Genomic DNA, 22,141 nt, shown 5'->3' with positions numbered 1-22,141 from the left:
CTAGCCTCCCGGCTTCGCCGATGTCGTCACCACAGCCACCTTGCCGAGCGCCGGGACGGTGTCCCGCGCCAAAAGCGCTGCCTCCCTTGACAGTGCTGGGCCCGCGGCGAAAGTCCGCAGCAGCGGCCAGGGCGCCTGCACCGCCGATCCCGGGTCGAGCCCGAGCGCGCGCAACGTCGTGTCGTCGTTGGTGATACCGAACCGCACCCCATTGTCGGAAACCCAGAACAACGATTCCCGCGAGTCGGAGGTCACCACGCCGCTGGTCGACGTCACGAAGTTCGCCGCGCCCGGCAAGACGAGCACCTGGTTGGCGACCACCGACGCCGGGTCGCGGTCGTCGCGCACCAGGTGCACGATGCGGTTGTCCATGTACGACGGCGTGGGAAGTCCGCGCCCGTTGTAGACCACGACGCGCGCCTGCGGATCCGTCGCCCCCTTCTCCCACCCGACGCAGGTGGTCGGATCGGCCGCGGTGTCAATGAAATTGAGCCGCTTGGTTGGGTAGTAGTCCACCGCGAGCGAGGACACCTCGGGGATGTTGACCAGCACGTCGGGTGTCACCACCCGGGGCGCCGTCGAGCCGTAGGAGTTGGCGCTGCGCAACAGGTCCGCGACGAAGCTGGTGACCTTTTGGACGCCGTCGGGTAACAGCACGTAGAACTGCTTGCCGCCGCTGGCGGTCTGGGCCTGCAACACCGCGCCGACCTGTGAGCCCGACACCCAGGTCGACGGCGTGCCCGCCAGGGGCACCACCGGGATGCCGAGCGGTTCGGTCGCGGGCAGCGCATCGTAGAGGGCCCGCGAAATCTCCACCGGCAGTGTGACTCCCGGGTCCAGGCCCAGGCTCAGCGTGATCGCCCTGTTCGTCGGATCGATCTGTGAGCGTTTGCCGCCCCAGATCACGAAGGTGTTGCCCTCGAACGTGACCAGCACCCCGGCGTCGTCGCTCAGCGGTGTGGCGCGGTCGAAGCCGTCGAGCACGCCGGCGATCGAGGTCACCACCGGCCGTTCGGGGCTGCGCGGCCGTCCCGCCGTGTCGCAGACCGCCCACGCCGACGTCGCACCCCGGTGGACCGGCATCGCCGCCGGCGCGCCCGGGATGCCGACCAGCGGCCCGGTCGGATACTTCGCTATCTCAGCGGGTTTCACCCATGTCGGCTGATTCGCCGTGCCGGTCGCCAGCCGCGCCGACGTCAAATTCAGCACCGGGTAGAGCCGGCCGTCGATCCTGGCGTAGAGTGCCCCGGAATCGCGGTCGCCGATGATTGCCGAATCACCCACGATGCCAGTCGGTTTCAGTACGTTCAGCAGCAGCATCCAACCCGAGGCGATGGCGACCAGGAGTATCGACAACACCAGCGCTGCGGTCTGCTTGCGGTCGTCGTGCTTCATGCGCACCGAGAAGCGGGTGGTCGCCGCGCGCAGACGACGGTTGTAGAACAGGTGCCCAGAGTTCTGGTCGCGGTTAGACAAACTCAGCGGCATGCTCAGTACCCCTTGGGTGCTCGGTGAGGATCGGCCTGCTGAATCCGATCGGCTAGGTTCGACGCGTCGATGGCCACCCCGTAGCGGCCCATCGCATAGTTGATGAACGCGCACGCCTGGGCCACCAGATTGTGAATGTCGCGCGAGGTCCCCGGCTGGTGGTACGCCGCGAACGTCGGCGCGATGAATTGCCAGGCGCCCTTGCTCGGTGTGCCCCGCGCCGCGTTGGAATCCCAATCGTTGACCGCGCTTGCGTTGTAGTTGGACTCGCGGCGGGCCACCAGGTCCATGCCGCGTTCCCAGCGGGCGCGCGCCGCCGGGTCGTGAATGCCCTTGATGTCCAGGGCTTTACGGATGGCAGCCAGTACTGCCGGGCGCCCGCTGGGCTGGTTGCCGTGCATCGACCGCCCTCGTAGGTAGTGCAAGCGTCGGAGCCTGCGCGCGAGAAGCCTTGCCCGGCGGCGCGATCCGGCGACATGCCGGTGTTGGGCCCGCAGCCGGGCCGCCATGCGGGCGGCCGCCTCCCGTCGGCCCAGCGGCGTATCGACGGCCGGTGTCGTGTCGGTCAAGGCGGCGTCCAGCACGGTCCCCGTCGCCGTGCGGCCAGATGTGTGCTCGGCCCGCGCCGCGGTGATGATCTGTCCCAGCGCCCGGTCCGAATGGGCCAGCCGGCTTAGCTGGTTTATCGAGGCGCCCGACATTCCTGCAGCTGTGCCGGGCAGCCCGTCCGCGCGGTGCGTTATCGCCTCAGCGTGCGCCTGCGTCCGGGCCGGCGCGTCACCCACGCCGTCGCCGGCGGTGGCTTCCCTGAACATATTGTGGGCACGAGTCAGCGCCGCGACCGCTTGCATTTTCAGGGGATCGGTCACCGGCTTCCCCGCCCTGATCCATTTGTGCGCCCTGGCGGCGCCGCATCCTTGCCGGACACTTCGCGCTAGTACTCCCACACCCTCCGTTGCAGACGTGCCAATAGCATGCACGCATCGACAGTTCTGCTGTCAATAACGGACAACCCAATTTGACCCGCGCATTTGGGATCGGCCCGGCCGCGATTACGTAGCGACAATACTGGCGGGCGAACCGCACGGCCACTCACGGTTCTGCGGGCTGGGTATGGTGCTATTCTTTCGGCTCGTCCTCGGACGGCATGATCACGATCCGGCGGTTAGGCCTATTGGTGACCACGGTCGGCTTGGCCTCCCCGGATTTGTTGCCCGGAGCGCTCGGCGGAATGGTCAAGCGGCCCTTGATCGGTTGGCCGTTGGGCACACCCGGGGCCATCACCCGCTTCTCGACCGGGCTGTCCTTCTTGCCGCCTTCGCCGCCGTGGCCCATCGCGCCCGGCGGCATCATCGGCATACCGGTCATGCCGGATTGCCCGGGCATAGCCGGCATCCCACCCGTCGGCGGCATCATCGGCGCCTTGGCGCCCGCGGGCGTCGTCGGCGGGGACGACGTGGGCACGGGCGGCGGCCCCAGCGAGCTGGCCGGGGTCGTGCCGCCGCCGAGGCCCGCACCACCGCCGCCGGAGCCGGCGCCCAGTCCGGAGCCGCCGCCGCTGCCGACGCTGTCGACCAGGTGCGCGTCGCTGGCGAGCCCGGCGCCATGAGCGCCGCCCTGCACCGCGCTCATCAGCGGCTGAAGGGCGCTCTGACCGGCCTGCATCGCCTGCTGTGGAAGCTGCGTCATCGGCCCCATGACTCCACCGATCGCGCCGCCGAGCGCGCCGGTAACGCTCTGCAGCATCTGCTGGATCATCTGCATGTCCTGCTGCCCGTTGGCCTCGTTGGCCGGGAACTTCGCCGCGGCGTCGGCGGCGTGTGCGCGCCGGTCAGCGTCTGCCGCAGCGGCGTCTGCTGCGTCTTTGGGGACGCCAGCGTTGCCGGCTCCGGTTAGTGCGCCGCCACCGGCGTCCACAGCCGACGCGCCGGGTGGGTGAGGGGGGGTCGCCACCGGAAATGGCGCTTCTGGCATGTTATTCGCGCCGACGTAAGTCGGAATATTAGCTTCGACTCCACCGCCCACGATCTCTCACCTCTACCCCTGTTGCATAGACTCAAGCATGTAGACCGGCAACGCCGATCGCCTGCACTGCACATTTTGTCACAACAGGTTGAATGCGGTAGTCACCCAAGACTGCGGAACCGCGCTACGAAGTCATCCGGTGGCTTCCTACGTCAAACCACGCGAGGTGATAGTTCGCGAGGTATTCGTGTCCGTCAATCAGCGCCTCGATAGCCGCTAAAAGCATCCAATCTCCGACAGCCGCTAGGTCGTGGTTGGGATAGGCAGTCAGCACGGAGTGCTGAATTTCCGCGACGCACTCGCGCAACAGCTCGGATTCGCTCTCGAGGATGCCCGTCTTTCTCACAGCAGGTGCCGCGACCGCCTGCGCGATCCGGGGTAGCCCGTCCCGGCGGCGCACCGCATCAACCAGGGTGGGCCCGAGTTCCTCGACTTGAGGCGTGGCTGAGCGGGCACGCCGATCGCCGCTCAGTGCGGGTTCATCGGGACCTGGCTCACCGACATACGTGTTGGCGTGATGCGCAGCCGCGACTGTGATGGCGCCGAGCAAATCCACGATGTTGGCGTCATGGCGGCGTGCCGTCGGCTCAAGCAGGCTCACGTGGGCGGGCAACCGGACGTGCGGCGGAATCCACCCGCCCGCGAGGTCGGTGACCAGCAGCGTCGTAGTGCCGTCGTCGCGCAATCCCGCGGCCCACGACAGCCGCGGCTCCTGACGGGCCACCGCATCGACAAGCCGCTGTAACCGCTGTTGTTCGGCCGTCCTGGCGGACACCGTGCCGGCGGTCGCGCCTGCTGCCGCGGACGCTGCCGATGCACCGGCCATGGTCGATGGTCCCGCGCCCGCTTGGCCCGCCGCCGCACCGGACGCCGTCCGCTCCACCGGTGAAACAAGCGGCCCACCCGCGGATGGGGATGATGCTGGCGAAGAAACTACCGGCGCACCCGACACGGGACCGGCCGGCGCAGAAGGGACGGATGGGGGCGCCACCACCGGCGGACGGAGGTCAGAACCATAGGCGGGCAACGACCCCGAGGGAATCGACGAACCGCCACCGAGCGTCGGTGAGGGCGACGACCATGAGCCACCGGTCATTACCGGCGTAACTGAAGCGCCTCCGCCGGTAGTCATTGGCGCGGGGGACCCCGCCGGGGGCGCGTCAACCGGAGCGCCTGTCGGGATGAATGCTCCCGCGCTGGGTACGGTCGGCGTCCCTGCTGGTGCCGCCTGCGGAGTTTGGGGCCCCCCGGCCTCCATCGCTTGTAGCGGCCCCGCCGTAAACGCTTGCCCCCCAGGACCCGTCGCCTGCCCGGTCGCCAAACCGGACGTGAAAGCTTGCCCTAAGCCGGGCTGGCCACCTTGACCTAGACCGACCGGTGAAATCGGCGTTCCGCCGCCGTGTACGCCAGGCATCCCTGGCGATACGGTTCCGCCACCGCCGGGCATTTGGACACCAGCAGGCGATAATGGGGTACTCGCCCCCGGGATACTGCCGCCGCGCACACCCTCCCCACCGATTGGTGCTGGAGGCGGCCCACCTGACCCCCCGCCGGGTGGCACACCTCCACCACCACGTATCCCACCACCCGCCGCGGCTGGCGGCGCCTGGCCCGGCGACCCAGCAGGTGGCGGAACTCCTCCGTCACCACGCACCCCGCTACCGCCAGCTACCGAATTCAAGTCACGCTCACTAATCGGCGCCGGCGGCTTGGCATCGCCAACATCGAACCCGTTCGCTTGCGCCCAACTCCGGGCGTTGCCGCCTACGCCTTCAGCATCGAGGATTTTTTGCGTGGCCGTCATCAGCTTGTCGAGCGCGTCCCGGCTCGCATTCGCGGCATCGGCATTGCAGCGTGCCTGGACTGCCTGTATTTCGGCTAATTGCTCTGGGGGTGGCTTTTTAGAGGCGAGGATTTCATCGATCTCTTTGTTGCCCGTATTTGCGATGTCAGACAGTCGACTTCGCAGGTAGTCGATTGCGTCAGCGCCCGAGTTGAAGGCTGACGTCTTTGTCTGATACTTCTCCGCGAGGTCCAGATGGAGCTTTTCACCCGTCTGGAACCGGTCTATCAGATCGTCTGCCGTATGCCCCTGGTTATGCGCTGCCAATAACGTCCATTGCGTGCGTAACGTCTGTGAATAAAGCTGCTGCTCCCCACATGCTTGGCTCCACTGTTGTGCGCCAGCACGTAGAGCCGCCGATGATGCTGGCCACCACGGCCCAATCAGCGCCGCCGTCCAAGTGCCGGGTGGAAGATCAATCCCCACCGCACACCCTTTTCATGGCAGAGTCCTTCGCGATCGCATTGTCAAGCGCAGCCCGATATTGAGCGTCTGTGGCTACCCCACAGCTGCCCTTCGCCGTGAGAGTTCGGTACGCCATCGCCAGTGCTCCTGCCGCATCGCGGCGTTCAGCTGCTAAAGCCGGGTTGGCTGCTCCCATCTCGAGCAGGCTGGCGCCGTTGGTTGTGGCGATGCGCGCCAGCGCTTTGTCAGAGCCAGCCGTTGGGCGTGAACGGGATATTGGGCGCGGGAAATGCGGTGACGACCAGCCCCCAGCGTGCTGCGGGGTAGACGGCGCTTCACGATGGCCCGAAGGGGAGTATCCCACCATACGTCCTCCTTTGGTCCGGAAGTTACTGCGGCAGCTTGCAAGCTTGTAAAGGCGCCTTTGTCTCCTCCAGTAGTGGAGCAGCCAACCGGACAGCAGGCAATTCACCGCGCGCCGCTTCTCCCTCATCTGAAAGTCACTGGATCCCACAAATCGACGACAGGCGCCGCAAAAATTTACCGCCACTGCATATCTGCTCATCACGCCTGGCAGATTGATCGTCAGGGTCGCTTCGGCGAAGCACTGGGCATTACCCGGCAGAACTCACCCGCCCCCACATACCTTCTTCATTGCAGCGTCCTTCGCGTTGATGTCGTCGAGTGCGGCTTGAAACTGCGCATCGGTCGCAACGTCCCTATTTCCCATAGCCGTCCCCTTGCGATAGGACGCCGCTAACGCGCGCGCGGGGTCGCGATATGTTGCCCCAAGGGCTGGATTGGTCGCCGCGTCCTCAAGCATGGCCGCAGCGTTTGTCAGTGCGATCCGGCCTAGCGCGACCTCGTGGCCATTCGTGTCAGCTTGCACTGCTTGCGCGCCTAGTTTGTAGGTATCGCAGAATTGCCGTTCAGCTCCGGATATCTCCGCGGCACTGTAGGTCGGCGCAGTGGATGTCGTTGTTGGCTTCGTAGCTGTCGGTCGAGTCAGGGCCACAATCAGTGCCGCGATCGCCAGGACCGTAGCTGTTCCAGCCAAGAGCGCCGTCGGCCATGTCCGTGGACGAGCTTGTGGCTGGGTGGGAAACACGGGTGACCATTGCGTTGGGCTTGGCGGCGGGCCGGTGGTCGGCCCCTCCCCCGGAGGCAAGTCCCCCACCATACGTCCTCCTTATAGTTGCAGGCGCTTACGAGACCGTCTCCCGAAGACTTCGCTCCAATAGTTGAACAGCTAACCGAGCGGTGAGCAATCACCGCGGCCCTGTGGCTGGAATGTCACCCAATGCCGCAGACCTTTTTCACCTCAGCATCCTTTGTGTTGACTTCGTCGGACGCTGAACGCCAAGAAGGATCATCACGTGCCTGCACCAGGCTGGCCGTTGCCTGAGCATGGCTATAGGCCGCAGCTAATGCGAGCGCAGCAGCTCGATCGCCAGACGAGAGCCCAGGAGAAGTACTCACTGCCTGTTCAAGCATTAGTGCCGCGTTCACAGTAGCGATGCCCGCAAAAGCGGGATTGTCGCCGTTTGTGTCGATCTGGACCGCATGTGCCGCGAGCTTGTAAGCGTCACACAACTTTTGGTGCGCCGCAGACACTTGGGCGGCGGAGTAGGTAGGCGTTGCCGTGGTAGGCGCCGGACTCGAACCCGACGACCGCGACGTCGCCGCAACCAGCGCAACGACGGCTACGACCGTCGCGACCAAAGCCAGAACCATCGCGCCCAGAGCGATCGCCGGCCACATCCGTGACGGTCGCGCCTGCGGCGCGGGATAGCCTGACGCCCACTGCCCTACCGGCGGACCAGCATGCGGTCCCGCACCCGGATGTGAAGGCGGGTCCTCCGTCACGAGCATTTCTTAGACGTTCTGAGCTGAAGGACCGGAACTCGGTCGCAGCGCCTGCATTTCCGTGGCGTTGCTCTTGTCCATGTTGGTGAACCCGTTGGCTGCGATGTGCGCTTTGGTGCCGACCCCCGTGAGCGTCTCGCTGTGGCCCTGAAGGGTTTTCACGTGCTGGCCGTGTGCGGCGGCGACGGCACTGTGAAAGGCGTCGGCCGCGGCGAAATCGCCGAACATCCCCGACGCCACCGTTCCGCCCGCCAACTGGTCCGCCCCGTCCTGGGCGTGTCCACCAGCGCGGTGTGACTGGTTGCCCCCGGAATGCAAGAGCTCCGTATCGACGAACATCTGCACTCCTTCCGGGTCTCAAGCGATGAGGCTCCCTAGCGCCACATAGTCCCTTTGATCAGGCTAAATGCCGGTTCGCGCGTGGTCAATTCACCACCTCCGGCGCGGCTGACCCGCGCCTAAAACGCGTGATCATTGGTGACCGATCGCGCCGGCCGGTCCCATTCCGGATCGACGGCGACAGGCATCTGGATCCCGACGTGCGGCAACGACACCGTCCCCAAGGGGGTCTGCACCTGCAGGGGAATGGCGAGTCGCGCCGGGGCTCGGTCGGGCGCCAGCATGCCCTCGCCGGCCAGACGATCGCCGTGCCCGGTGACGATTTCGGTGATGTTGTGCAGCGCTTCGCTGCCCACGTCGTAGTAATGCGAATGGTCGGTGAACCACGGCATGACGCTGTGCGAGCCGGCGACTTCGGCGCGAAACCGCACCGCCCCGAAACCCGCGTGAGCCGGATCCGTGCCCAACCCGGCCAACGGACCCAGCGGTTGATCCAGCGTCGCGTTCAGCCCGTTGGGCAGGCCGGCGCCCGACTCCCCGATCCAGCTGATCGCATCTGTCGATGCGGCACCCACGTACAACCTGCCGTCGTCGAGATGGAAGTCCGCCGCCCTGCGCGCTAAATCGGTTCCCGGGCAACCGGTTAGCACGGCGTCGTTGGCACGCATGCCGCTGTGGGCGAAAGCGTCGGCCACGGTAGTGGAACCGTAGGAGTGCCCGAGAACGGTGACATGCCTGGGGGTCGACGCATCATGGGTGGCGGCGAGGCCGTTGACGTCGGCGGCCAGCAGCGCTCCCGCCTGCCGGGCCCGCCATGGGGTGCCGACCTGTTCCAGGTTCGATGGGTCGGTGACGGCCTGCTGCCACTGTGTCTCGAATTCGGGTGCGTCATAACCCATCCAGGCCAACACCGCGGTGGCATTCTGGGGGTCGGCTCTCGCAGCCTGCTGGTAGAGGGTGATCGCATCGTCCGTCCCGTCAGACATCCATCCACCCCGCACGCTGCTGTTGGTTCCCGGGACGATCACCGCCGTATTGCGGGCTCTGTCCGGGTTGCCGATCGCGATGGCCGCCCGGCCCTTGCCGTTGAACGCCAGCGGGTCATATGCCCACAGCATGATCGGCAGCCCGTCAGGCATTTCGTCGCGCTCGAGGAAGTCGTTGGTTTTCACCGCGTTCTGGTATCGGGTGATGTCGGTGGCGCACAGGCCGTAGTCGCCGGGATGGGTGAACACGTCCGTGTCCCGGTTGTTGAGCGCGCTATCTCGGAGCGCTGAGGGAACCAGCCCGCGCTGACGGGCAACGTCTTCGACCCTGCGCAAGTCGTCGTTCATCGCCGCCTGGTTGACCGAGTCGCGCGCGTCGGCCGGTATGCCGTTGAGATTGCCCAGCTCGTACGGGTGTTGATCGATCAGCAGCTGCTTTTGATTGGCGCTCAACGAATCCCACCATTGCATTACTCGTCCAGGATCACTGACCGGTAGTGGGATCGATAACTCGTCGACGCCTTGAATCTCCGCCGGGTCCGCCCCGTCCGCACGCAGTGTCGACAAGGTAGCCGCAAGCACAGCCGAATATCGATCGCGAACCTGACCGAGCGCCAGCACGATTGCCCCCACTTCGGCAACGGCATCCTTACGCAGATCCTCGGCACCACAACCATCGTCGTCGGCGCGGGCCGCACAAATCTCGTCGTCTATATCCTCGAGGTCGTATTCCAGTGCGGCGAGGTACCACGCGGAGGTTCGTTGGGCCTCAGCCAGTGCGGCGGCGATGTTTTCCAAATCGATTGCGATGCCCGGCAATTGCGCGGCCTGCAGCCCCAACGACCGGGTCACCCGCTGCACCTCGTCGGCGTCGTTGATCGGATGCTCGCCGTTGCGGTGATTCCACGCAGCCTCGAAGCGGCGACGGGCCGCGTCGAAGGCGATCACCGCCTCGGCGGTGCTCACCCCGGCGTCACGGAAAGCCTTGGCCAGAACGGAGATCTGCGCGGGGCGACCGGCCTGCAGACTGGTATCGATTGACCACGGATCCCCACCGGCCTCGGCGACGAGGAACGGGATGCTTAGGTAGCGCAGTTGCATCGCGACCGCAGCAAGTCGCGCGTTGGGTCACTAGGCCGTCGCTATAAGGTACTCGCGCCGTCGGCGAGACCGTCACCGTCGGTGTCGGTCAGCCGAACGTTCCACTTACCGTCGCCATCGGTGTCGACGTAACCGGTCACGCCGTTTTCGTCAGAGCGCAGCACCCGGTCGGCCAGCCCGTTGCCATCGGTGTCGACCAAGCGGGCGTCGGCGCTCCCGTGGCCATCGAAGTCGACCATCGGGCCGCCGGTGTGCTCGACACCGTCGAGTCCGAACCAGCGCAGTTGGCCACCCCGATCCATGGCCACCGCCCACGTCCCGGATCCGTCATCGGTGAAGTACGCCTCGGGGGTGCCGTCGTTGTCGAGGTCCAGCACGGCGTGATCGACGAGGCCGTCGCCGTCGAGATCGGCGAGGGCGTCGTCACGCAATCCATCGTGATCGAAATCCAGCCCGATCGATTCGAAGCGCCCGTCGTGGTCCAAGTCGAGGTCGGGTTGTCCATGCCAAATTGCGGCCGCCCCGTTATCGCCAGATAAGCAGTAGTCCATGCGTATTCGGACGCGCGGTTACGGCTAGTCGTTCCCCCGAGACTTCCACCACGCCAACAACTCTGCGGTCGCCTCTTCGCTGTCCAGCGGACCGCGCTCCAGCCGAAGCTCTTTCAAGAACCGCCATGCCTCGCCGACTTGGGGTCCGGCCGGGATGCCGAGCAGCTCCATGATCTGGTTGCCGTCCAAGTCGGGGCGCACCCGCGCCAGATCTTCCTGGGCGGCCAACTCGGCGATGCGTGCCTCGAGCCGGTCATAGGCGGCCTGTAGGCGTGCGGCCCGGCGCTTGTTACGGGTCGTGCAGTCGGCTCGCACCAGCTTGTGCAGCCGCGGCAGCAGCGGGCCGGCATCGGTGACGTAGCGGCGCACCGCGGAGTCGGTCCACTTGCCATCGCCGTAGCCGTGGAACCGCAGGTGCAGATACACCAGCTGCGAGATGTCCTCGACCATCTGCTTGGAATACTTCAACGCCCGCAACCGCTTTCGGACCATCTTGGCGCCGACGACCTCATGGTGGTGAAAACTCACGCCGCCGTTGGCTTCGTGGCGCCGCGTGGCGGGCTTGCCGATATCGTGCAGCAGCGCGGCCCACCGCAGCACCAGGTCCGGGCCGTCGTCCTCCAAGGCGATCGCCTGGCGCAGCACGGTCAGCGAGTGTTGGTAGACGTCCTTGTGTTGGTGGTGTTCGTCGATGGCCATCTGCATGCCGCCGACCTCAGGCAGCACCACCTCACCCATGCCGGTCTGCACCAGCAGATCGATGCCGGCCGTCGGGTCGTCGCCGAGCACCAGTTTGTCCAGCTCGGTGGCCACCCGTTCGGCGCTGATCCGCGACAGCTGCGGGGCCATCCGGTCGATCGCCTCGCGCACCCGCGGCGCGACACCGAAGCCGAGCTGCGCCGCGAACCGCGCCGCGCGCAGCATCCGCAACGGGTCGTCGCCGAAGGACACCTCCGGCGCGGCGGGGGTGTCCAGGATCCGCGCGCGCAGGGCCGCCAAACCGCCTAGCGGATCGAGGAATTCGCCCGGACCCTCAGGCGTGATGCGCACGGCCATCGCGTTGGCCGTGAAGTCGCGGCGCACCAGATCGTCTTCGAGGCGATCGCCGAAGCGCACCTCGGGATTCCGCGACACCTGGTCGTAGGTGTCGGCACGAAAGGTGGTGATCTCTAGGCGATGGTCACCCTTGCCGACGCCGACGGTGCCGAATTCGATCCCGGTGTCCCACAGGTTGTCGGCCCACCCCCGCAGGATTTGTTGCACCTGCTCGGGGCGTGCGTCGGTGGTGAAATCCAGGTCGGGACTCAACCTGCCCAACAACGCATCCCGCACCGAGCCCCCGACAAGGTAGAGCTCGTGGCCCGCGGCGTCGAACGCGGAGCCGAGCTCGGCCAGCATGGGCGCATGCCGATTCAGGGCGACCGCGGCGGCGGTCAGCATGTCGGCATCCTGGGCGGCGTCTGGCACGTTCGATCAGCCTAGTCGGCCGTGGGCGAAAAGCCCCTGTGAGGAGGCTCGCACGTCATCAAAGGTGAATTGACCGGGTGCGGAGCGTCAGTAGCGTTACGTGCGACAAGAAGGGTGAACGGCGGGACGGTGCGGTGCATCTCCGGTACATAAGCAAGGGCGCACTGATCATGTTCGCGGGTGGGGACCCGTGGAGGATCAATCGCACGTTGCAGAGCGGCCGGCCGACCCAGATCTCGAACCTCGCGACAGCGTTTCATGATGCCGGACGATCTACGGGAGAAGCGGAAGCCGCATTCAACCTGGCGCGGAGTCGCTTCGAAAAGGCTTGGACACACGAGAATGGCGAGAATCCAATCAACGACTCGGCCGAGGTTCGACGAGCCACCACCTCGCTCGGGGTACAAGCAGTTCAACTGCCCAGAATCGGTGCCGACCTGGAGAACGTCGCGGCCGCATTGGCCGAGGCCCAGCGATCCGGACGGGGCGAGATTTCGACGCTCGAAGGCGCGCTCCAGGGTCTCGACGACCAAATTGGGGAGGCCGTCGAGCTGGAGAAAAGCCCAGAGTTAACGGCTTCGGAGAGGCAGCTGCTGGACCACTACATCGACGGACTCGAGAAGCATGCGATCGATGACACCAAGGCATCGCTGAACAACCTCACGCGAATCCGTGATCAATATTCTCGGCAGCTGCACGCTTCAATGGCCAATCTGCGTAAGCAGGACGGATACGACCCGCCAATCCAGGCATTTGACGGCGATGTTCCGGAATCACCCTCGCAGGACCAACGTCGTCACAACCAGATCGAGGCCTTTAAGCAGGTCTTCGGCCGCGAACCGGCCTCGGCCGCCGACTGGGAGACTGCCGCCGCCCTAGATCCGCAGACCTACGACCCCAAGTTCAACGGCGCCAAATCGGAGATTCGAGTGGTGAGGATCCGCCCGGTGCCCGGGCAGGGAGTGGTCCGTGTCTCGCAGTGGATCGAGCAGCGGGATGTGACCAGCTTTCCGCCGTGGAAGCGAGACCTTGGGAACAACCGGGGACCCAATCCCAATTTCGACCCGGAAGACACCAAGGTCACCACATACATCGACTACGAAAATGGCATCGTCGTGTTACGGCAGAATCCTTCCGTCGAGGAGAATTCCACCGGCGGGCCAGGCCAGGTGAAGGTCGGTATACCCAGAGGCAGCGTGACGCAACTTCCCGATGGATCGGTTCGGATCAAATACGACGCGGGCAATCCTTTCGCGCCACAAGTCACGGGAGATCCCTCCGGGCCATTTGCGGGCCATACAGTAACGGTCAACGGCGACCTCGTTTTCACGCCCGGAGCAGGAGGTGTGCAAGTTAACGGAACGCGCACTGACTACCCCTCCTTGGAGGTGTACCAGGACTTGCCAAACGGCAGCACCCGGACAGTATTGATTGACCCCGCTCAATCCGGCCGGTCGTGGGGACCGGCTTTCAACTTGCCCGGCCACCACGACGTCGGCCCCCTCGGCGGCAAGGCGTTCGCTCCGTTCGACACAGGTGGGTGGAGCACGAAATACGATGTGCCGGCTCCCTTGCCCGCGACCGACGTTGGCCCGGTTACCGACATCCCTTCCGTCCCGCCCTTGCCCACCGGCGCTGCGGTCCCAGCATGACCGCGATGAACTGAAAGCGACCAGAGATGCCGTCTTTCCTTCGAGTTCGCGACTTGGACGCAGGCGCGTGGCGCACGGCGACGTTGTCCGCACCCTTTGTCGTACAGATCGTCCTGGGGTTATTGCTCGCCACGATGTGGGTGTTAGGCAAGGGGCCGTTCACGACCGAACGCGGACATACCGAACGCAGTTGGATGCTCGTCGCGGCCGTTATCACCACACTGGTATCTCTTGCCCTCGCAGGGGTCCTGGTGCAGTCATCGTCGCCGCGCAATCGCGGTCTTGCGCTCAGCATTGCGGGATCTTCCGCGACGGTACTAATCGGTGGGATTGTTTACGCTTACTTGGTATTGCGCTGAAAGGTCTTGTGATGGCCAATGAATCGGTAATCCCGGTATCGAAATCGCGCTATGGGCCGGTCACTTTCGGGGTAGCGGTACTACATGTTTTCATCGTCGAGTTCACCACGTGGCTCTTCATGCCGTACTCGATCGTCTTTGTACTTCCCGTCGTCCTGATCTACATGGCGATCGCAGCCCTGGTTATGCAGGCCTCCGGAACGACGGGCCAGATTGGGCGCGGAATGCTCATCGGCAGCCTGTCCGGACCACTCTCACTGCTCATCTTCGGTGCGGTGTGGGCTATCGCTCACGCGATCGGCCCGATCTGACGAGAGGCCTTCCGTCGCGTCCTCCCGCACTCACCCGCGGCGAGCATCTCCGGGAGAACATGCCGTGCCAGCTACTATCGCTTGGGTGTCGGACGGCGAACAAGGCAAACCACGTCGGCGCCGGGGGCGTCGCCGCGGCCGTGGCACCCCAACTTCGCCCGAGAACCAAACCGCCGGTCAAGTGACCGGTGACTCGACGGCCACCAAGTCGCGCCGATCCCGGGCGTCTCGGCGCGGGCCGGATCAGCTGCGCACCGTCCACGAAACCTCGGCCGGGGGGCTGGTCATCGATGGGCTCGATGGACCGCGCGAATCTCAGGTCGCCGCGTTGATCGGACGCATCGACCGGCGCGGACGGATGCTGTGGTCGCTGCCCAAAGGGCACATCGAACTCGGTGAGACCGCCGAGCAGACCGCTATAAGAGAAGTGGCCGAAGAGACCGGTATCCGGGGCAGCGTGCTGGCCGCGCTGGGCCGCATCGACTACTGGTTCGTCACCGACGGCCGCCGCGTGCACAAGACCGTGCACCACTATCTAATGCGCTTCTCTGGCGGAGAGCTGTCCGACGAGGATCTCGAAGTCGCCGAGGTGGCCTGGGTGCCGATGGGCGAACTGCCGTCCCGGCTGGCCTACGCCGACGAGCGCCGCCTGGCCCGGGTGGCCGACGAGCTGATCGACAAGCTGCAGAGCGACGGTCCGGCCTCGCTTCCGCCACTGCCGCCCAGCTCGCCGCGGCGCCGGCCGCAGACCCATTCGCGGACTCGGCGTTCGGACAAACCGGCCGCGGGCCGGAAGAACGGCCACGGACCGGGGCCGTGACAGCTCCGCGTCTGCGTTGGGCCGGCTTGATGCGTATCGCCGCCGTGCTCGCCATCGTGGCCGGACTCGCGGTGCTCACCGGGCCGGTAATGCCAGGTGCGGCTGCGGGCGAGCCCGGGGTGACGCCGTTTGTCCGGGTCCGCATCGATCAAGTCACCCCGGATGTGGTCACCACGAGCAGTCCGCCCGTCGTGACCGTCAGCGGCATGGTGACCAACATCGGCGACCGTCCGGTCCGCGACGTCATGGTCCGGCTCGAGCACGCCGGCGCGGTCACGGCCTCCGCGGGGTTGCGCACCACCTTGGACGGCGACACCGATGGGTATCAGGCGGCCGCGGATTTCCTCACGGTCGCGCCCGAACTGCAGCGCGGGCAAGAGGTGGGTTTCACCCTGTCGGCCCCGCTGCGCGCGTTGACCAAGCCGTCGCTGGGCGTGGAGAAGCCCGGCATCTATCCCGTCCTGGTCAACGTGAACGGCACGCCCGACTACGGCGCGCCCGCCCGGCTGGACAACGCGCGCTTCCTGCTGCCCGTGGTGGGGGTACCACCCGACCGCGCCGACGATGTGGGCTCGGCCGTCGCGCCCGACACCTCTAAACCGGTGTTGATGACCATGCTGTGGCCGCTGGCCGATCGGCCCAGGCTGGCTCCGGGCGTGCCGGGGGGCACCATCCCGGTGCGGCTGGTTGACGACGACCTGGCCACCTCGTTGGCCAGCGGCGGCCGGCTCGACATCCTGCTGGCCTCTGCCGAAGTCGCCACCAGTCACGACGTCGACCCCGACGGCGCCGTCGGCCGCGCGTTGTGTCTGGCGATCGACCCGGATCTGCTGGTCACCGTCAACGCGATGACCGCCGGCTATGTCGTGTCCAACTCTCCCGACGGCCCGGCGCAGCTCCCCGGCACCCCCACCCATCCGGGCGGCGGGCAGGCCGCCGCGACCGAATGGCTGAACCGCCTGCGTGCCCTCGCGCACCGGACCTGCGTGGCCCCGCTCCCCTACGCGCAGGCCGACCTGGATGCCGTGCAGCGCGTCAACGATCCCGGCCTGAGCGCCATCGCCACCACGAGCGGCAACAGCATCATCGACAAGATCCTGGACGTCGCCTCGATCCGCGGCGCCACGCTGGTGCCCGACGGCCCGCTGACCAGCCGCGCGCTCAAGCTGCTCAGCGCCAACGACAACACCGTCGCGATCGCCGCCACCGACCTGTCGGCCGCCGAGGCGGAGGGCTCCTCGGAGACCGCGGTCGACACCGCACCCCGGCGGTTGTCCCCGCAGGTGGTGGCCGCGCCGTTCGACCCCGCCGTGGGCGCCGCGCTGGCCGGAGCGGGAACCGCCCCCGAGGTGCCGACATACCTGGACTCGTCTTTGACGGTTCGGCTCGGACACGATTCGGTGACCGCGCGCCGCCAGGACGCCCTGGGCTCGATCTTCTGGCACGCGCTGCGCCGCGACGACCCGCGCACCCAGATCCTGGTGCCGCCGACGACGTGGAACCTGCAGGCCGACGACGCCCAGGTCATCCTGACCGCGCTGACCACCACCATCCGGTCCGGTCTGGCGGTACCGCGCCCGCTGCCGGCGGTGATCGCGGAGGCCAACCAGGCTGTGCAAGCCCACCCCGAACCCCCGCAGGAGGTCGGCACCCACACGTCCGCGCGCGGCCAGTTCAGCGACGACGTCACCGCCGGCATCGCCGGGCAGGTCGGTCGGCTGTGGGGCTTGACGTCGTCGTTGATGACCGACGATCGCACCGGGCTGACCGGTGTCCAGTACACCGCGCCGCTGCGCGAGGACATGCTGCGCGCGCTGAGCCAGTCCGAACCCCCAGACACCCGCAACGGGTTGGCTGAGCAGCGCCTGGCGTTGGTCGGTAAGACGGTCAACGACCTGTTCGGCGCGGTCACGATCGTCAACCCGGGCGGCTCCTACACCCTGGCCACCGAGCACAGCCCGCTACCGCTGGCACTGCACAACGGGCTGGCGGTCCCGATCCGGGTGCGGCTGCATGTCGACGCGCCGCCGGGCATGAACGTCACCGACGTCGGTCAGATCGAACTGCCGCCGGGTTACCTGCCGCTGCGCATTCCGATCGAAGTGAACTTCACCCAGCGCGTCGCCGTCGACGTCACCCTGCGGACCGCGGACGGTCTGCGGCTGGGCGAACCGGTGCGGCTGTCGGTGCATTCCAATGCCTACGGCAAGGTCCTGTTCGCGATCACGCTGTCGGCGGCGGCGGTACTTGTCCTGCTGGCCGGCCGCCGGCTGTGGCACCGCTTCCGCGGCCAGCCCGACCGCGCCGACCTGGACCGCCCCGACCCACCCGATGCCCGGCACGCCGCTGCAGCCGGCCAGGCGGGCGACGAGGCCGACCAGCCGGTCGAACACGAGCACCGAGTATGACCCCCGCCTATCGGCAGGCCCAACCACACCACCGCCTGCCCGAGCCGCCGCGCCATTCCCGGATGTCGGGCTCACCGCCGACCGGTCCGCTGCCGCCCGTTGCCGCCGAGATCGATCGTCGGCGCCCCGAGCTGTCCGACGCGGCGCTGGTGTCGCGGTCGTGGGGGATGGCCTTCGCCACGTTGATCAGCCGGCTCACCGGCTTCGCCCGGGTGGTGCTGCTCGCCGCGATCCTGGGCGCCGCGCTGTCCAGCGCGTTCTCGGTGGCCAACCAGCTGCCCAACCTGGTCGCGGCCCTGGTGCTGGAGGCGACGTTCACCGCGATCTTCGTGCCGGTGCTCGCGCGCGCCGAGCAGAGCGATCCCGACGGCGGCGCGGCGTTCGTGCGGCGGCTGGTCACGTTGACGACGGCGCTGCTGGTCTTCGCCACTGTGCTGTCAGTGGTGGCCGCCCCGCTGCTGGTGCGACTGATGCTGGGCCGCGACCCGCAAGTCAACGAGCCGCTGACCATCGCGTTCGCCTACCTTTTGCTCCCCCAGGTCCTCGCCTACGGCCTGACGTCGGTGTTCATGGCAATCCTGAACAACCGCAACATATTTGGGCCCGCGGCGTGGGCGCCGGTCCTCAACAACGTTGTCGCGCTGGTCACCCTCGGGGTCTACGCGCTGGTGCCCGGCGAGCTCTCGGTCGATCCCGTGCGGATGGGCAACGCCAAGCTGCTGGTGCTCGCCGTCGGCACCACGCTGGGCGTGTTCGCCCAAACCGGGCTGCTGCTGGTGGCGCTGCGACGCCAGCACGTCGACCTGCGACCCCTGTGGGGAATCGACCAGCGGCTCAAGCGCTTCGGCACCATGGCCGCAGCGATGGTGCTCTATGTGCTGATCAGCCAGCTCGGCCTGGTGGTCGGCAACCAGATCGCCAGCACCGCGGCGGCATCCGGCCCCGCGATCTACAACTACACCTGGCTGGTCCTGATGCTGCCGTTCGGCATGATCGGCGTGACGGTGCTGACCGTGGTGATGCCGCGGCTGAGCCGCAACGCCGCCGCCGACGACACCAAGGCCGTGCTCGGCGACCTGTCGCTGGCCACCCGGCTGACGTTGATCACGCTGATACCGATCGTTGCGTTCATGACCGTCGGCGGCCCCGCGATGGGCAGCGCGCTGTTCGCCTACGGCCATTTCGGAAACGTCGATGCCGGATACCTGGGCGCCGCGATCACCCTGTCGGCCTTCACGCTGATCCCCTACGGGCTGGTGCTGCTGCAGCTGCGGGTGTTCTACGCGCGCGAACAGCCGTGGACGCCGATCGTCATCATCCTCGTCATCACCGCCGTCAAGATCCTGGGCTCGGTGCTGGCGCCGCACCTCACCGACGACCCCAAGCTGGTGGCCGGTTTCCTGGGGCTGGCCAACGGCGTCGGCTTCCTGGCCGGCGCCGTCATCGGCTACATCCTGCTGCGACGCACCCTGCTGCCGGCCGGCGGCCACCTGATCGGAGTCGGCGAAGTCCGCACCATCCTGGTGACGCTCACCGCGTCGATGCTGGCCGGGTTGATCGCCCACGTGATCGACCGGCTGTTCGGACTGGACAGGCTCACCGAGCACGGCGGCGCCGGTTCCCTGCTTCGCCTGTTGGTGCTGGGGCTGATCATGCTGCCGATCACGGCCACCGTCATGCTGCGCGCAGACGTCCCGGAGGCGCGGGCGGCGCTGGACGCCCTCCGGTACCGCATCACGGGCCGCGGACCGCGCCCCCGCAAACCGACTGCCAAGGATCGATCGTCTCACCGGCGCCCGGTCACGTACCCTGAGCAGAGGAATTCGTCCCCGCCTGGGGTAAATGCGGTCCAGGAGCCGATCCGGCGCAGGCCTCCGGAGCGGGCAAACCGAGCCCGGCTAGTGGAAGGACCGGAGGTGACCGACCGCCCGATGGAGAGCGCAACCCCCAGCGCTGGGCCTGGCGCAGGCTCAGGTACTCCGCTGCCGCGGCCGGTCGCCGACGACTTCCAGCCCGACATCCCAGCCGACGAGCCCAAGCGGCCTGCCCCGCGCCCGTCCGACCAGGCCTATGGCGATATCCGCGGCGACGCCCGGCGCGCACCGACCCCGTTCGAAGCGCCGCGCGAACGTCCGTCAGATTCCGCGGCAGAAGACGTGCACCTGGTCCCCGGCGCCCGCATCGCCGGGGGCCGCTACCGCCTGCTGGTGTTCCACGGCGGTGCCCCGCCTCTGCAGTTCTGGCAGGCGCTGGACACCGCGCTGGACCGGCAGGTGGCGCTGACCTTCGTCGACCCGGACGGCGCCCTGCCCGACGAGGTCCTGCAGGAGATCTTGTCGCGTACCCTGCGGCTCAGCCGCATTGACAAACCCGGTATCGCCCGCGTGCTCGACGTGGTGCACACCGGCTCCGGCGGCCTGGTCGTGTCCGAGTGGATTCGGGGTGGCTCTCTGCAGGAGGTGGCCGACACCGCACCCTCACCGGTGGGCGCGGTGCGGGCCATGCAGTCGCTGGCGGCCGCCGCGGACGCGGCCCACCGCGCCGGCGTCTCCCTGTCGATCGACCACCCCAGCCGGGTGCGCGTCAGCATCGAGGGCGATGTGGTGCTGGCCTACCCGGCGACCATGCCCGACGCCAACCCGCAGGACGACATCCGCGGCATCGGCGCCGCGCTCTACGCCTTGCTGGTCAACCGGTGGCCCATCCTGGAGACCGGGGTGCGCAGCGGGCTCGCGGCGGCCGAGCGCGACTCGTCGGGCAACCCCGTCGAACCCATGTCCCTCGACCGCGACATCCCCTTCCAGATCTCCGCGGTTGCCGTCCGCGCGGTCCAGGAGGACGGCGGAATACGCAGCGCCTCAACGCTTTTGAACCTGCTCCAGCAGGCCACCGCGGTCGCCGACCGCACCGAGGTCCTCGGCCCGATCGACGATTCGCCCTCACCGTCGATGGCTCTGATCTCACCCGGTCAGGAGCAGGCGACCTTCGCACGCCGACGGCGCAACGTGCTCATCGGTGTCGGCGCCGGCCTTGCCGTCATCGTGGTCGCCCTGCTGGTGCTGGCGTCCATCGTCAGCAAGATCTTCGGCAACGTCGGCGGTGGCCTCAACAAGGACGAGCTCGGGCTGAACGGCCCCTCGTCGTCGTCCTCCGCGCCGGCGCCGGCGCCCGCCCCGTCGGCAGCCGCGGGCAGCATCGTCAAACCCACCAAGGCGACGGCCTTCTCGCCCGACGGCGACGCCGACAACGCGGGCACGGCCGGGCAGGCGATCGACGGCGATCCCACGACGGCCTGGGCGACCGAGGTCTACACCGACGCCGTCCCCTTCCCCAGTTTCAAGCAGGGCGAGGGGCTGATCTTGCAGCTACCGAGTCCGACCGTGATCGGCCAGGTCAGCATCGACACTCCCAGCAACGGAACCAAGGTCGAGATCCGCGCGGCCTCCTCGTCGTCGCCGTCCAGCCTCAACGACACCACGGTGCTGGCGCCTGCCTTCACGCTCAAGCCCGGCCACAACGTGATCCCGGTCAAGGCCGGCTCTCCGACGTCGAATCTACTGGTGTGGATCTCGACGCTGGGCTCCACCAACGGCAAGAGCCAGGCGGGACTTTCGGAGATCACGGTCCAGGCCGCGTCCTGATCCGCGGGCATTCCACACACTCACACAAGCCGTTGCGAGTGAAGTGCCGCGCCATACGCAATTGGTTAATGTCCGGCCGTGGGCTTCGGGAGAAACGCCAAGCAGGAGCGCAGCGACGCCGAGCTGCTGGCAGCCCATGTGGCCGGCGACCGGTACGCCTTCAGCGAGCTCTTCCTCCGTCACCAGCGGCACCTGCACCGGCTCGCCCGGCTGACCACCCGCACCCCCGAGGACGCGGAAGACGCGCTACAGGACGCCATGTTGTCCGCGCATCGGGGCGCCGGCGCATTTCGGCATGACGCCGCCGTCGGCAGCTGGCTGCACCGCATCGTCGTCAACGCCTGCCTGGACCGGCTCCGCCGCACCAAAGCGCACCCGACCGTGCCGCTGGAAGACATCTATCCGGTGGCCGATCGCACGGCCCAGGTCGAGACCACGATGGCGGTGCAACGCGCCTTGATGCGGCTCCCGGTCGAGCAGCGGGCCGCGGTGGTGGCGGTCGACATGCAGGGTTATTCGGTGGCCGACACCGCCCGCCTGCTCGGTGTCGCCGAAGGCACGATCAAGAGCCGCTGCGCTCGCGGCCGGGTGCGGCTCGCCGAACTGCTGGGCTACCTCAACACCGGCGCGCATGCCCTGCCCGACGCCACCGCCGGCCACGCCTGACCTCTTCAACGGCCAGCCGCCCCGGCCATCGGCGCGTGCATGACGGACACTGGGTCCGATGAACGCAGCGGACAACGACGCGGCGGATGACCGCAGCGCGGAATCAGACCCACCGCTGACCGTCGAACTGCTCGCCGACCTGCAGGCCGGCATCCTCGACGACGACGCCGCCGCCCGCGTCCGCAACCAAGTCCGCGCCGACCCGCACGCCGC

The 22,141-nt window shown here is 67.3% G+C and carries 16 protein-coding genes and 1 pseudogene; 7 read left to right on the top strand and 10 right to left on the bottom strand.

What is annotated here, in order from left to right; all coding sequences use genetic code 11:
* The 10 genes from eccB to A5760_RS25190 all read right to left on the bottom strand — a co-directional run bounded on the left by eccB (position 1) and on the right by A5760_RS25190 (position 12,071).
* Positions 1–1,488 (bottom strand): type VII secretion protein EccB, encoded by a 1,488-nt coding sequence (eccB, locus tag A5760_RS25230; protein ID WP_064885951.1) that lies wholly within the window; start codon positions 1,486–1,488, stop codon positions 1–3.
* A gap of 2 nt (positions 1,489–1,490) precedes the next feature.
* Positions 1,491–2,357, bottom strand: a complete 867-nt coding sequence (locus A5760_RS25225) for a transglycosylase (RefSeq protein WP_419538278.1) — start codon at positions 2,355–2,357, stop codon at positions 1,491–1,493.
* Between the two features lie 250 nt (positions 2,358–2,607).
* Positions 2,608–3,462: a hypothetical protein gene (locus A5760_RS25220; RefSeq protein ID WP_231122746.1), complete on the bottom strand. Its 855-nt coding sequence runs from the start codon at positions 3,460–3,462 to the stop codon at positions 2,608–2,610.
* 175 nt (positions 3,463–3,637) lie between these two features.
* A complete protein-coding gene (locus A5760_RS27485) occupies positions 3,638–4,339 on the bottom strand; it encodes a DUF5631 domain-containing protein (protein ID WP_064885947.1) in 702 nt (233 codons plus the stop codon).
* A 2,050-nt stretch (positions 4,340–6,389) separates the two neighbouring features.
* Positions 6,390–6,941, bottom strand: a complete 552-nt coding sequence (locus A5760_RS27480) for a hypothetical protein (RefSeq protein ID WP_064885945.1) — start codon at positions 6,939–6,941, stop codon at positions 6,390–6,392.
* A 113-nt stretch (positions 6,942–7,054) separates the two neighbouring features.
* Positions 7,055–7,495 (bottom strand): hypothetical protein, encoded by a 441-nt coding sequence (locus tag A5760_RS26455; protein WP_155764476.1) that lies wholly within the window; start codon positions 7,493–7,495, stop codon positions 7,055–7,057.
* Positions 7,496–7,636: 141 nt separating this feature from the next.
* The gene (locus A5760_RS25205) at positions 7,637–7,966 is read right to left on the bottom strand and encodes a DUF2563 family protein (protein WP_064886075.1); all 330 of its coding nucleotides are present in this window, start codon (positions 7,964–7,966) and stop codon (positions 7,637–7,639) included.
* A gap of 119 nt (positions 7,967–8,085) precedes the next feature.
* Positions 8,086–10,053, bottom strand: coding sequence for an alpha/beta hydrolase (locus tag A5760_RS25200; RefSeq protein WP_064885943.1), 1,968 nt, complete (start codon positions 10,051–10,053; stop codon positions 8,086–8,088).
* Between the two features lie 41 nt (positions 10,054–10,094).
* On the bottom strand, positions 10,095–10,604 hold the full coding sequence (locus A5760_RS25195; RefSeq protein ID WP_064885941.1) for a hypothetical protein: 510 nt from the start codon (positions 10,602–10,604) through the stop codon (positions 10,095–10,097).
* Between the two features lie 24 nt (positions 10,605–10,628).
* Entirely contained in the window at positions 10,629–12,071 is a 1,443-nt protein-coding gene (locus A5760_RS25190; RefSeq protein ID WP_064885939.1) for a CCA tRNA nucleotidyltransferase, read from the bottom strand.
* Between the two features lie 134 nt (positions 12,072–12,205).
* Here A5760_RS25190 and A5760_RS25185 point away from each other — a divergent pair, with 134 nt between their 5' ends.
* The 7 genes and pseudogenes from A5760_RS25185 to A5760_RS27045 form a co-directional block, all read left to right on the top strand.
* Entirely contained in the window at positions 12,206–13,723 is a 1,518-nt protein-coding gene (locus tag A5760_RS25185) for a hypothetical protein (protein WP_064886073.1), read from the top strand.
* Between the two features lie 370 nt (positions 13,724–14,093).
* A complete protein-coding gene (locus A5760_RS25175; RefSeq protein ID WP_231122745.1) occupies positions 14,094–14,393 on the top strand; it encodes a hypothetical protein in 300 nt (99 codons plus the stop codon).
* Positions 14,394–14,478: 85 nt separating this feature from the next.
* On the top strand, positions 14,479–15,213 hold the full coding sequence (locus A5760_RS25170) for an NUDIX hydrolase (protein WP_064885937.1): 735 nt from the start codon (positions 14,479–14,481) through the stop codon (positions 15,211–15,213).
* A complete protein-coding gene (locus tag A5760_RS25165; RefSeq protein ID WP_064885935.1) occupies positions 15,210–17,621 on the top strand; it encodes a hypothetical protein in 2,412 nt (803 codons plus the stop codon). The genes A5760_RS25170 and A5760_RS25165 overlap by 4 nt, the downstream gene beginning before the upstream one ends.
* 62 nt (positions 17,622–17,683) lie before the next feature.
* The gene (locus A5760_RS25160; RefSeq protein WP_064886069.1) at positions 17,684–21,262 is read left to right on the top strand and encodes a murein biosynthesis integral membrane protein MurJ; all 3,579 of its coding nucleotides are present in this window, start codon (positions 17,684–17,686) and stop codon (positions 21,260–21,262) included.
* Between the two features lie 78 nt (positions 21,263–21,340).
* Entirely contained in the window at positions 21,341–21,928 is a 588-nt protein-coding gene (sigM, locus tag A5760_RS25155; protein WP_064885933.1) for an RNA polymerase sigma factor SigM, read from the top strand.
* A gap of 58 nt (positions 21,929–21,986) precedes the next feature.
* Positions 21,987–22,141 (top strand): annotated as a pseudogene (locus tag A5760_RS27045) (hypothetical protein); the annotation flags it as partial.

The sequence above is a fragment of the Mycobacterium colombiense genome, assembly GCF_001665835.1.
Lineage (GTDB): Bacteria > Actinomycetota > Actinomycetes > Mycobacteriales > Mycobacteriaceae > Mycobacterium > Mycobacterium colombiense_A.
Note: the sequence above shows the minus strand (reverse complement) of the source record. Positions and strands in the feature narration are given on the sequence as shown.

Excerpts from the sequence above, each read along its gene's own strand:
- eccB (WP_064885951.1), bottom strand. The coding sequence starts at position 1,488 with ATGCCGCTGAGTTTGTCTAACCGCGACCAGAACTCTGGGCACCTGTTC.
- A5760_RS25220 (WP_231122746.1), bottom strand. The coding sequence starts at position 3,462 with ATGCCAGAAGCGCCATTTCCGGTGGCGACCCCCCCTCACCCACCCGGC.
- A5760_RS27485 (WP_064885947.1), bottom strand. The coding sequence starts at position 4,339 with ATGGCCGGTGCATCGGCAGCGTCCGCGGCAGCAGGCGCGACCGCCGGC.
- A5760_RS27480 (WP_064885945.1), bottom strand. The coding sequence starts at position 6,941 with ATGGTGGGGGACTTGCCTCCGGGGGAGGGGCCGACCACCGGCCCGCCG.
- A5760_RS26455 (WP_155764476.1), bottom strand. The coding sequence starts at position 7,495 with ATGGTTCTGGCTTTGGTCGCGACGGTCGTAGCCGTCGTTGCGCTGGTT.
- A5760_RS25205 (WP_064886075.1), bottom strand. The coding sequence starts at position 7,966 with ATGTTCGTCGATACGGAGCTCTTGCATTCCGGGGGCAACCAGTCACAC.
- A5760_RS25200 (WP_064885943.1), bottom strand. The coding sequence starts at position 10,053 with ATGCAACTGCGCTACCTAAGCATCCCGTTCCTCGTCGCCGAGGCCGGT.
- A5760_RS25195 (WP_064885941.1), bottom strand. The coding sequence starts at position 10,604 with ATGGACTACTGCTTATCTGGCGATAACGGGGCGGCCGCAATTTGGCAT.
- A5760_RS25175 (WP_231122745.1), top strand. The coding sequence starts at position 14,094 with ATGGCCAATGAATCGGTAATCCCGGTATCGAAATCGCGCTATGGGCCG.
- A5760_RS25160 (WP_064886069.1), top strand. The coding sequence starts at position 17,684 with ATGTCGGGCTCACCGCCGACCGGTCCGCTGCCGCCCGTTGCCGCCGAG.